This is a genomic window from Fulvivirga sp. AWR4_260 (assembly GCF_056158185.1).
Genome location: NZ_JBSWSU010000015.1, coordinates 1,166,621 through 1,179,338, shown reverse-complemented (window position 1 = coordinate 1,179,338; position 12,718 = coordinate 1,166,621). Strand labels below are relative to the sequence as shown.

General features: G+C 36.7%; 10 protein-coding genes. 6 read left to right on the top strand and 4 right to left on the bottom strand.

The features are described from left to right. Nucleotides 1-327 precede the first annotated feature (327 nt). Nucleotides 328-567, top strand: a complete 240-nt coding sequence (locus ACXACQ_RS11530; protein WP_474976099.1) for a hypothetical protein — start codon at nt 328-330, stop codon at nt 565-567. 159 nt (nt 568-726) lie between these two features. Next, nucleotides 727-3,198, top strand: a complete 2,472-nt coding sequence (locus ACXACQ_RS11525; RefSeq protein ID WP_474976098.1) for a TonB-dependent receptor domain-containing protein — start codon at nt 727-729, stop codon at nt 3,196-3,198. A gap of 296 nt (nt 3,199-3,494) precedes the next feature. Here ACXACQ_RS11525 and rpsA read toward each other — a convergent pair whose 3' ends face one another. Continuing rightward, nucleotides 3,495-5,369, bottom strand: a complete 1,875-nt coding sequence (gene rpsA, locus ACXACQ_RS11520) for a 30S ribosomal protein S1 (protein ID WP_474976097.1) — start codon at nt 5,367-5,369, stop codon at nt 3,495-3,497. 571 nt (nt 5,370-5,940) lie between these two features. Between rpsA and ACXACQ_RS11515 the strand changes: the two genes are divergently transcribed. The 3 genes from ACXACQ_RS11515 to ACXACQ_RS11505 are packed head-to-tail and all read left to right on the top strand — an operon-like array spanning nt 5,941 to nt 8,913. After that, nucleotides 5,941-6,768: a serine O-acetyltransferase gene (locus tag ACXACQ_RS11515; protein ID WP_474976096.1), complete on the top strand. Its 828-nt coding sequence runs from the start codon at nt 5,941-5,943 to the stop codon at nt 6,766-6,768. Between the two features lie 2 nt (nt 6,769-6,770). Continuing rightward, entirely contained in the window at nt 6,771-7,649 is an 879-nt protein-coding gene (gene cysM / locus ACXACQ_RS11510) for a cysteine synthase CysM (RefSeq protein WP_474976095.1), read from the top strand. A 25-nt stretch (nt 7,650-7,674) separates the two neighbouring features. After that, nucleotides 7,675-8,913 carry a serine hydrolase domain-containing protein gene (locus ACXACQ_RS11505; protein WP_474976094.1) on the top strand — a complete coding sequence of 413 codons (1,239 nt, stop codon included), beginning with the start codon at nt 7,675-7,677 and terminating at the stop codon, nt 8,911-8,913. A 3-nt stretch (nt 8,914-8,916) separates the two neighbouring features. On the opposite strand, the gene ade is transcribed toward ACXACQ_RS11505, so the two are convergent. From ade to ACXACQ_RS11490, 3 genes are all read right to left on the bottom strand, one after another. Next, the gene (ade, locus tag ACXACQ_RS11500; protein ID WP_474976093.1) at nt 8,917-10,533 is read right to left on the bottom strand and encodes an adenine deaminase; all 1,617 of its coding nucleotides are present in this window, start codon (nt 10,531-10,533) and stop codon (nt 8,917-8,919) included. Between the two features lie 145 nt (nt 10,534-10,678). After that, nucleotides 10,679-10,819: a hypothetical protein gene (locus ACXACQ_RS11495; RefSeq protein ID WP_474976092.1), complete on the bottom strand. Its 141-nt coding sequence runs from the start codon at nt 10,817-10,819 to the stop codon at nt 10,679-10,681. A gap of 139 nt (nt 10,820-10,958) precedes the next feature. Beyond that, the gene (locus ACXACQ_RS11490) at nt 10,959-11,945 is read right to left on the bottom strand and encodes an acyl transferase (protein WP_474976091.1); all 987 of its coding nucleotides are present in this window, start codon (nt 11,943-11,945) and stop codon (nt 10,959-10,961) included. Nucleotides 11,946-11,989: 44 nt separating this feature from the next. Here ACXACQ_RS11490 and ACXACQ_RS11485 point away from each other — a divergent pair, with 44 nt between their 5' ends. Further along, the gene (locus ACXACQ_RS11485) at nt 11,990-12,718 is read left to right on the top strand and encodes a hypothetical protein (protein WP_474976090.1); all 729 of its coding nucleotides are present in this window, start codon (nt 11,990-11,992) and stop codon (nt 12,716-12,718) included.

Here is a 12,718-nt window from a genome sequence, read left to right as displayed (position 1 = left end):
TTACAGCCACATAAAATGCAAAAACGATGATGTAACTTTCGCAAGTCATTGAAACCTTTACACCTACAAAAAAATAAGCACTGAGGCTGTTAATGAGAGAATATGAGTTAATAAAGCATATTTATAGTCATAATTACCTTATGAAAATAAGTTAATATAATACCATTTAACACCTTTAATATACAACATTCAACACATGCCATACGATCATATCTCTAGCAAAAAATACATGAATTACAACTATTAATTTTTAAAAATTAAATGCACATTTGACCCATCTTAAAAAGTATATTTAATATATTGTATTAAAATAAAGTTGCTTTAATTATGCTTCATGACTCAGATGTATTTATAAGTAAGGTAGAACTCATAATGGAATCTCCTACCGAAAGAAATAAATACAAAGATTTGCTTAGCGTGGATGACAAACTAGCGTTTTTAAGGAATCATTTTATTATGAATGAAATGGCCATCAGGCTTTTTGAAAGAAAGTACTTACTTTCTGAAAACAGCAGAGATGAGCTAATGGCTACGATAGACCACATTATTAAAAAGTGGGACTCATAATCCCACTTATACCCACTCCCGTACTAAGATCAAATATTGCCACCACTAACCTGCCTAAGTTTTCCAGTTCGATAGTCATCTGACCACTCGTCATTTTTAATCAACCTTACGGCATAAGATCAGTACTTATAGTAAACAGGTAAATTCTAATAACTACACATGAGATTTCTATTTACAGCACTAGCAATAGTATGTTGCACTGCATTGTATGCCCAATACCCTCAAGGTGGCGGATCACAAATAAAAGGCAAAGTTTCCGGAACTTTGATTGATGCCACTACCGGAGAACCTCTACCCTATGCATCCGTTATCATCAGAGACCCAGAAACAAGCAAAGACGTTAATGGAGGTATATCTAGTGACGATGGTACCTTTAAACTAACCAATATCCCCCTAGGAAATTATGATTTACTCATATCTTTCGTAGGCTACGAAACCATCAGCAGAAAAGTAGAGCTCACCCCTAAGTCTCCAGATGCCAACATGGGATCAATAAAACTTACAGGCACCTCTAAAGAGCTCGATGAAGTGGTGGTAACAGGCAAGAAAGAACTTGTTGAAAGTAAAATAGACAAAATAGTTTATAATGCTGATCAAGATGTAGCCAATGCAGGCGGTGATGCCTCCCAAGTGTTAAGAAGAGCACCGTTATTAAATGTAGACCTCGAAGGTAACGTGTCATTAAGGGGAAGCCAAAATGTTAAAATTTTAATTAACGGCAAGCCTTCGAGCATGTTTTCTAGCAACCCCGGAGAAGCCTTAAAGGCCATCCCTGCTGATAACATCAAGAGTGTAGAGGTGATTACCACCCCATCTGCAAAATATGAAGGAGAAGGAACTGCAGGGATTATCAATATCATTACTAAAAAAGGAGATGCTCATGGATTCACTGGTAATGTAGACCTTACCGTAGGCTCTCGTTTTAACAGAGGTAATGCAAGTATCACTGCCGGATCTGGTCGATTTGGCATGAATGCCAATGTTAGTGGCTTTAAACAATGGCCTCAAAAAGGAACATCATATTACTACACTGAGGATTATGAGACCCAACAAACTCAACTCGAAGATGGTGGAAATGAATCTAATAGAGGCGGTACATTTGGAACAATAGGCGCTTACTATGACTTTAATGCATTTCATAGTGTGTCTACATCTTTCAGGCTGAGACAGTTCAAATTTGACTCTGATACAGACATATTAGGCCAGTTTGATAGTACTGCTAACAACAATACCATTGATCAACAGTACAATAGAATCACTAACAATAATAATAAATTCGGGGGCTACGAGTGGTCATTAGACTATATATACAAGTTTCCGGAAAAGCAAGGACACGAGCTGTCAGTATCTTATAAATTAGATAAGAATACGCAAGATCAAGACTATAGGATCACACAGCAAGACATATTGGCTGAATCTACAAACACATACACTCAGAATGAAAAGAACGTAAATGATGGTGATAATAACGAAAACGCTTTTCAGATTGACTACACTAACCCTATTTCTGAAAAATTTACTTTAGAAGCAGGATCTAAAGGAATATTACGCAAAGTAACGAGTGACTTTAGATATGATAACTGGAACACTGACACACAAAGCTTTGCCATTGACGAAGATAGAAGTGATGTTTTTGACTACGACCAAAACGTATTTGCAGGTTATTTATCAGGAAATGTAAAGATTGGAACTAAATATGGTTTATTGGCTGGTGTAAGATATGAATACACGAAAATCAAAGGCGATTTTAGAGATGATGTAACCACATTTGAAAATGATTATGACAATTACTTACCAAACATTACAGTAAGCCGAAAAATAGGTAAAATGAACAGCCTTAAAGCCAGCTATAGCCGTAGAATACAGCGCCCAAGCTTAAGGTTTATCAACCCTTACCAGCAAATACAAAACAATAGAAACGTTAGTACTGGTAACCCTAACCTCAACCCAGAATTAACAGATCAATATGAAATAGGATATAGCACCTTCGTTAAAGGGGCTAGCATTAATGCCAGTATTTTCTACAAAAACACCTCTGATGTTATAGAAAGCATTTTAACTAAAGATGGAGATATCTTCCTTACCGAATATCGTAACATCGGCAAAAACGAATCATTTGGAATCAATCTATACTCATCTTTCACATTTTTTGACATCTGGACATTACGAGGTGGGTTTAACTTATATACTTACAATGCTACAGGTACAGTTTCAGGGCAGCAAGTATCTAACGATGCTGTTTTATGGGATGGAAACCTTAACTCCAATATCAGCCTAGGAAATGACTGGATCATTGATATGTTCGGCTTCTATAGACCTAGACAGCAGACACTTCAAGGTTACAACCCATCATTCTCGATATTCAGCATGGGCATTAAAAAGAAAATCTGGGGAGACAGAGGCAGCATTGGCCTTAATGTGACACAGCCATTTAGCAAGTACAAAACATTCGGCAGTGAAATTAAAGGAGCCACTTATTACCAAACCAGCGAATATGATGTTCCATTTAGATCTATTGGCTTAAACCTCAGTTATAAATTTGGTAAACTAGACTTTAAACAGCGCCAGAGAAGAAGTAAAATACAGAACAATGATCAGAAATCGGGTGGTGACAACCAATCTCAATTCTAATGATTTAGATTCAAATTAATATAACAAAAAAGCCTGACCACAGTATGGTCAGGCTTTTTTGTTATATCTCCCTATAAGTCAATGCATCCGATAATAAACCAACACCCTCATTAAATAACTCCCTCGCACTTAACCGTAAAACTTGCATTGTTTTTCAGCTAAAGAGTGGTTGAATGAAAGCCTAAGTCTAGCGAACAATAGATTTCAATAGTCACATTACTATAAACTACTAATTATAAGACATAAAAAAAGCCCGAAGGAAAATCCTCCGGGCTCTTATTATGACTTGAAAAGTATTAGCTATTAGCTTCTTCTGAGTCATCAGAAGTTTTACCTTCCATTTTATCTTTCAATGCGCTTAACGCCTCAAGATCACCTAAAGTAGATTTCTCTACATCGTTGTTCACTTTAGGAGCTGCAGGACTCTTAGCTTTTTTCTTAGGAGCTGCCTTTGGCTTCTCTTCAGACTGAGAGTACATAGCTTTGTGTGAAAGAACGATTCTCTTATCATCTTTAGAGAATTCTTGAACTTTAAATTCTAATGATTCACCGATTTCATTCTTAGAACCATCCTCTTTTTGTAAGTTCTTAACAGAACAGAATCCTTCAATTCCGTAAGGTAACTCTAAAGTAGCACCTTTATCATTCATTGAAATGATAGTACAAGAGTGAACAGAACCTGGAGTAAATACTGTTTCGAAAGTATCCCAAGGATTCTCTTCTAAGTGCTTATGGCTAAGTGCTAATCTTCTGTTTTCGATATCAAGCTCTAATACCACAACTTCTAATTCGTCTCCAACTTTAACGAATTCTGAAGGGTGCTTAATTTTCTTAGTCCAAGATAAGTCAGAAACGTGAACTAATCCATCAATACCTTCTTCAAGCTCAATGAAAAGACCGAAGTTAGTAAGGTTTCTAACCACTCCTTTGTGCTTAGTACCAACAGCGTATCTTGTAAGAACATCTTGCTTAGTCCAAGGATCTTCAGTTAATTGCTTAATACCTAGAGACATTTTTCTCTCTTCTTTGTCAAGAGTTAAAACTACTGCCTCTAATTCATCTCCAATATTGATAAAGTCTTGAGGGTTTCTCAAGTGCTGAGACCAAGACATTTCTGATACGTGGATAAGACCTTCAACACCTGGTTGAATTTCTAGGAATGCACCATAGTCAGCCACGTTAACGATTTTACCAGAAACTTTAGATCCTACAGCTAAATCTTCAGGAAGCGAATCCCAAGGATGAGCAGTAAGTTGCTTCATACCCAAAGATATTCTCTTCTTATCCTCATCAAAGTCAAGAACCACAACCTTAACAGTTTCATCAAGGCTAAGTACTTCTTCAGGGTGGTTAATTCTACCCCAAGAGATATCTGTAATGTGAAGTAATCCATCAACACCACCAAGATCGATGAATACACCGAAGTTAGTCATGTTCTTAATTGTACCTTCAAGTACCTGACCTTTCTCAAGGTTGTTAAGGATCTCAGCTTTTTGCTGCTCAAGATCTTTCTCGATAAGTACTTTATGAGATACTACTACGTTATCGTTAGTGTAGTTGATTTTCACAACCTTAACTTCCATAGCCTTGTCTACAAAGATGTCAAAGTCTCTGATAGGCTTAACATCAATTTGAGATCCTGGTAAGAAAGCTTCTACACCATATATATCTACGATTAAACCACCTTTAGTTCTTCTCTTAACGAAACCTTCAATAACAGTATCGTTTTCGTAAGACTTAGTGATTTTATCCCAAGCTTGAACAATCTTAGCTTTTCTTCTAGAAAGTACTAACTGTCCGTTTGCATTTTCCTGCTCTTCGATGAAAACTTCTACTTTATCACCTACTTTTAAATCAGGAATATCACGGAATTCAGTAGCTGAAACTAAACCATCAGATTTAAAGCCAATGTTTAATATAACATCTCTGTCATTAACACCAACTACAGTTCCTTCTACAACTTCTTTTTCTTCGATAGTAGTCAATGTATTTTCATACAATGATGCCATCTCTTCTTTTTTCTTCTTGGAGTAACCTTCTCCAAATCCTTTGGTTTCGAAAGCTTCCCAATCAAAATCCTCAGGTGCTACACTTTTAACTCCAGCTTTAGGAGTTCTTGTTTCAGCTTTTGCAGCTTCGTTTTCAGCTGCTTTTTTTTCTTCGTTAGACATAATAATTTTATTTGCTCTTATTACATGCTACCTTAGAGCAATCAGGCAACAAATTTAATTTAACATATCCCGATCATTAAAAACCACCTTATTAAAGGGAGAGTTCAAATCGGAGTGCAAAGTTAAAAATATATTTTGAGTAATGCTAGTTGAAACATCAAATAAAACAGTGCCCCTCATTCTTACAGACCTCCCTTAAAAAGAATAGTATTAAACTTATGTTAAAAGGTTTAAATTTATCAGAATTACTCAACCAACCTCACTCATTGATTGGGTAAATATTTTAAAGAAATAAGGTAATTTTAAACCGTAGAATTAGCTTTATCACCATATTTTAAACTACAGGTACATAACTGCCATCATTCCCAAACCTGACAATCAGCTCTATTATGGTTAAAAAAACTTTAAGTTTTTGAATATAATTGCACATTCTTCCGTATATCCAATTATATTTTACCCAAAATAAATCTAAACGCCCTGCTATCGGCTAATAATACGCTTGTAATTGAAATAATAATATAAGGTGCTTTTATCCGTTAGCAACTGAGAGTGTTCATCTTACACTAAACCTATGAATTCAAATTTCATCAACACTATTTACAATGCGCATCAAGAACGGGTTCATTGTGCATCTTCAATGCTCATCCACTCTTTCTTCGATAAATTAATAGGCATTTTGTTCCCCAATTTTTCAGATAGCCCTGTTGAAAACAAAGAAGAGCTTGAAAAGAGAATTAGAGAATCTGAAGTATTGCTACTTCAAATTTTACATAAAAATGACGAAGCCCCTCTATCTCCTGAGGAAGCCGTAGCATTATTTTACGAGAGTTTACCATCTATTTACAACACACTACAGACAGATATAGATGCCACATTTAATGGAGACCCAGCCGCAAAAAGTAAAAGTGAAATCGTTAGAGCTTACCCTGGCTTCTACGCAATAGCGGCATACAGAATTGCCCATCAACTATACTTACAAGACATCCCGCATATACCAAGATTAATAACAGAATACGCTCATAGTAAAACTGGTGTGGACATACACCCCGGTGCGCGCATTGATGAGTCTTTTTGCATTGACCATGGTACGGGTATAGTAATTGGCGAAACCACCGAGATTGGTAAGTTTGTAAAGTTATACCAAGGAGTGACACTAGGAGCTTTAAGTGTAAACAAGCATGATGCTTCCGTAAAACGCCACCCTACTATTGAAGACGGTGTAATACTTTATGCAGGAGCTACAATTTTAGGAGGAAAAACCATTATAGGAAAAAACTCTATTATAGGAGGTAACGTATGGCTAACAGGCAGCGTACCCGAAAATTCAAAGATATATTACAAAGCGCGCATGCACAATGACGCTAAAGAAACAACCGACACTATCATATTTAAACCCTGACCATGAACATATTTGATTTAATAGGAAACACACCTTTGGTGGAAATAGAACACATTTACAAAAAAGAAGGTGTTAAAATATATGGAAAACTAGAGGGGCAGAACCCAGGAGGAAGCGTAAAAGACAGAGCTGCCTACGGAATGATAAAAGGTGCGCTTGATAGAGGGGAAATAAAAAAAGGAGACAAATTAGTAGAGGCCACCAGTGGCAATACAGGAATAGCATTAGCCATGATAGCTCAAATATTTGGCCTCCAAATGACGTTGATCATGCCCGAAAACTCCACAAAAGAAAGAATTCTTGCCATGGAAGCTTATGGAGCAAAAGTTATCCTTACGCCCAAAGAAAAAACCATTGAATACTCAAGAGAGCTTGCCGATGAAATGGCTGCTAGTGGAGAGTACTTCATTCTTAACCAATTTGGTAATGCAGACAATTATGGCATGCATTACAAAACTACTGGCCCGGAAATATGGAGAGATACAGACCATAAAGTAACGCATTTTGTTTCCGCCATGGGAACTACAGGTACTATTATGGGGGTGTCTCGTTATTTAAAAGAACAAAGTAATGAGGTGCAGATAGTAGGAACTCAACCAACAGATGGCTCAAGCATCCCTGGAATTAGAAGATGGTCTCCTGAATTTCTACCTAAAATATATGATGCTTCACGTGTGGATCAAATCGTTGATATTAGCGAAGAACAGGCCCGAGACATGACTAAGCGCCTAGCTAAAGAAGAGGGAATATTAGCAGGAATGAGCTCTGGTGGAGCATTAGCCGCGGCAATAGAAATAGCGAATAACATTGACCAAGGCATCATTGTTTTTATTATTTGTGACAGAGGAGATAGGTATTTAAGCTCTGATCTATTTCAATAATTTATAATTAAAAAAGCGAACGGGTTTGAAGAAGTGGAGTTTACTATTTGTGTGTTTCATTGTTAGCACTACTATCATATGCTTAGGGCTAATGAACCATGCTAACATCTTAAAAAAACCAAAAGGTAAGCCAAAAGCAATTCAATATATACCACCTAAGCTATCTGAGAAACAACAACAGTTCTTTGATAGCTTAGCCTTATTTATTAATCAGGAATTTAACAATACCAATACTCCCGGAGCCGCAGTAGTTATTACCAAAGGAGGCTTTCAAGTTTTTAAACAATCGTATGGGGTTAAGGCAACAGGAAGCCATGACTCCATTGATGACAATACACTATTTAGACTAGCATCGGTGAGCAAGGGCTTTAGTGCTATATTAACAGGGTTAGAAGTAAAAGACAGCTTACTTCATTGGGATGACAACATTTCCAAACACCTACCATACAGCATGCCCAAAGGAGGCGAAGAGATAAAGGTACAGCATATACTTTCTCACACTGCCGGCTTTCCCTATCAGGCATTCTCCACCTTAATAGAAGACAATCAGCCCAGAGACTTAATGATAGAAAAACTATTGGCTTTAAAACTCCCCAACCCTCCGGGTTTTATCCATAGTTATCAGAATGTAGGTTATAGCATTATAGAACCTATTCTTGAAAGTGTAACGTCCACACCATTTCTGGAGTTAATGAGACAGCGCATATTTCAACCCTTAAAAATGAATACTGCCTCTATCGGTTATGACTCTATGTTGATGAGTAGCAATAGAGCTACTCCACATGGTTATAGAAGAGGGAAATACGTAAAAATGCCATTAAAGCCCAGCTATTATAACACCGCTGCCGCTGGAGGGATCAATGCCAGCATTAACGATATGCAACAATGGCTTAGCGCAGTCACTGGCCATCACCCCGAAGTAATTCCCACTTCAGTATTAAACAAGGTATTTACACCCGTTATAGCCATTAGAGTAAAAAACCCATATTACAGCCATTTATTTGTAGAACGCGATGGATATTATGGCTTAGGCTGGCGCATAATCAAATACCCAGAACACACCCTTGTATACCACGGAGGATATGCCAATGGATTTAAAAGTGGCGTAGCCCTTGATAGATCCAACGACATCGCCATCTGTGTATTAACTAATGCTCCCAGTAGGTTTTCAAATGTAGTGCTTACCGAGTTTTTCAAAAGATACTATGAACACTTCAAACCGAGCACCAAACCTGATGAACCTTCAAAACAAAAAGTAATTTAAGTTTTATTCAGATAATGAAACAAATTTAAATTCCTGACCATCAAACAGACCTTTATCACTCAACTTCAAAGCAGGTATAACCAATAAGGCCATAAATGATAAACTCATAAATGGTGACGTTAGTTGAGAACCAAGCTCTTTTGCAAATTGATCAATGCCATGGTATAGCTTTCCCACTTTATAGCCGTCATCAATAGCCATTAACCCTGCCACGGGCAATGCCAACGATTTAACTTCACCCTTACCTATAGCCGCTACACCACCTTTATTCTTAATAACTTCGTTTACAGCCTTTGTTATGTTCTCATCATCAACCCCTACTGCCAATATATTATGCGAATCATGCCCCACAGAAGAGGCTATAGCTCCTTCTTTCAGACCGAAATTTTTAATATAAGCTACTGCCGGCTGTGCATCTTCGTACCTATTCACTACGGTAAACTTGAGTACATCTTCGGCAAGAGAATTTTGATGAACCGGATCAAGATCTGCTACATTTAGCCAGCTTTCTTTTGTCACCAACTGACCATCTAAAGCATTGATCACTCTCACTTTAGCCCCCTCAACATTCAATTTAAAATCTGCTGATTTTTTTAACTGCACATTGAAATTATTGATTATATCAGCATTAGCGGTATCAAACAATGCCTTGCCATCACTCACTTTGACTCCATCGATCCAGGTTTCTTTAATTTGAATACGATCTATACTATCACTTACCAAAAAGTCAGCAGCATCACCTTCTTGAAGCAATCCTACATTAAGGTTATAATGTTTTACGGGATTAACTGATGCTACTGTCAACACATCAAAAAGATCATACCCCAGATCCAATGCCCTGTTAACCAACTGGTCGATATGTCCTTCTATCAAGTTATCAGGGTGCTTATCATCAGAGCAAAACATTAGATTTTGCCAATGATCTTTCATTAAAGGAATTAAAGCATCAAAATTTTTAGCAGCACTACCCTCTCTGATGAGTATTTTCATGTTATGCTTAAGCTTGCCTAATGCCTCTTCTAATGTAAAACATTCATGATCAGTGACTATACCAGCAGCAATATATTTCTCTGCCTGCTCCCCCATAAGGCCAGGGGCATGTCCATCCACTGGCTTACCCAATTTATGTGCTATGGCAATCTTTTCCATCACCTCTGCATCCTGAAATAAAACACCAGGCCAATTCATCATCTCAGCCAAATAATGTACCTCAGGTTTACTTAAAAGGTATTCGATATCTTTCGGAGAAATTACCGCACCCGCTGTTTCAAAACTGGTAGCAGGCACACATGAAGGTGCTCCAAAATGAAATTTGAGAGGCACAGTATTACCATTATCAATCATATATTCTACCCCTGCCACACCTAAAACATTTCCAATCTCATGAGGGTCTGAAACAGTAGCTATAGTACCATGTACCACTGCTAGTTTGGCAAATTCAGAAGGCACCAACATTGAACTTTCAATGTGAATATGAGCATCCACAAAGCCTGGCATAATATATTGCTTACTGTCCGTTGGGTGTTCATTTACCTTAACTATTTTCCCGTTATTAAATTCTATACTACCAGAAAAAGTTCTTCTTTGAATAATGTCGACTATTATACCTTCTACTTTCATGAATATTAATTTTGTGATTAACCCTTGGTCGTGAAACGTATGCGCAAAAAAAAAGCATAACCAAAAGGTATGCTTTATAAAAGGAAAATAATTTTTCTTGTAAGCTTATTAAAATCGCTTCACCTCACTTTAAATAAGTAATGTGTTAAATTCTTTGTTCTTGAATAGTATTATCCTTTACATCTTTCTTTTCTACATCTTTTTTCGTGTATGTAGGGCAAGTATATTGGCTACATGAAGAAGCCCCTAACATTACTAATAAAGCAAGTACAAGTTTCAATTTCATAATAAAATATCTTTACAATAGCTGAATTAAGTCAAAAGTATTAAACTATAACTTATTATTCAAAACAAAATCCATTTAATCCCATGCGAGACTAAATATTTAAGGGTACATAATAGCAACTTTTTTTGATAATTACCAACTATAATACCATTAAATTACAACCTCGTATGTCTGAATTATCAAATCTCCCTATCACTTCAAAAGACCTCTGCCCCACCTTTCTGCCCAAATCCTGAGTTTCAATAAAAGCACAAGTATCTACATTACAGAAATCTATAACATTAATACCTCCACTCTGCCTATCAAAAGATTTATCCAGAGGATCGTTTAAATCTCTAAACAGAACTTTCATCCATGGTGGCGTATCAAAAACACCTTTACCTTTAGAATATGCTTGAGATAATAATTCTGTCATTCCATATTCAGAATGAATATTATCTACATTAAACCCACTCGTCAAAATCTGATGTAACTCATCTCTCACCATTTCCTTTCTCCGCCCTTTCATTCCTCCTGTCTCCATAACCACATGCCCTTTCAAGTCTACATTGTACTGCTCTACCAAATCCAATAACGCAAATGTTACCCCTAACAATAACACCTTCCTATCCTGTTTGGCCAATTCTATAGTATCTACCAGTGCATCTAAATTTGAAAGAAAAAACCCACTATAGGCAGATTTCGACTTTTTAATAAAATGATCTGCCATTACTACTAAGGAAGATCCCTTACGTTCAAGGTAGGCAGGCAACAGCGCCAAAACGTGATACTCGGACAAATCACCGTAAAACCTATTAAAAATATGCTCTGTATTTTCAATATAAGCCTCCATTTCCCTTACATAATGTTTACTAGTAACTTGGCCCGTAGTGCCACTACTGGTAAATACATCTACCTCACTCCATTTACCACTTTTAATCTCATGATTCTTAAAAAAACTAATGGGCAAAAAAGGAATATCTTCAACCCGAGTAATCTGCTTAGGCTCAATACCTAAATATTTGACATAGTTACCATACACCTCATTGCATGAAGCCTGATAATAAAACAGTTCAAGAGCAACCTCATCAAAGGTGTTGTCATTCGTTTCAAATATATTCTTCGAAAAACTTTTAAAAGATTTCAATCGTTAACTAACTTTAGCCTGTAAGTATTAGATAATCCAAAACAATGAAGATTAACATTTTACTGTTCTTAGCTTTCGCTTTTATCCTCACATCATGCTATAATTCTCCGGATTATCCTGATACCCCAAAGATAACTTTTAACAACGTTATTTATAAAAAAAGTGAAGAAGGAGATAGTTTAATTATTCTTATAGACTTTGAAGATGGTAATGGCGACATTGGCCTAAGTGCAGATGAGACCTCAGAACCTTTTAACGAAAAAACATATTTTAGTAATCGTACGGGCAGGCCATTTCAATTTGGCACTGAGGCAGATGAAAATTTAATGACCATACAAGACACCGCCTCAATAGATTCGCTACCTCCTTTTTCTGGCATTTATGAATGCCTTAACTGGGACACAAGCCCCGAGATATATTATAGTGATGGCACTCAATTAGAAGATACCGTATATTTCCAATTCAATAAAAGGTATAATAATATTTTCATCAACTATTATCTCCAAAATGGCGAAGACTTTAGATTCTTTGATTGGAGAACGGAAATAGACTGCGGTAGTAACTATGATGGAAGAATACCCGTGCTTAGTGACAAAACAGGAAAACACAGCGTACTAGAAGGTACTATACGATACGCTATGTTTTCATTATCTTTTGCCCGCTTTAACAGTGAGACGCTGAAGTTTAGAATTCAAATAGTGGATAGAGAAGGAAACTACAGCAATGTAGTAGAAACACCAGCCTTCACACTAGAAGAAATACTTCAGGATTAG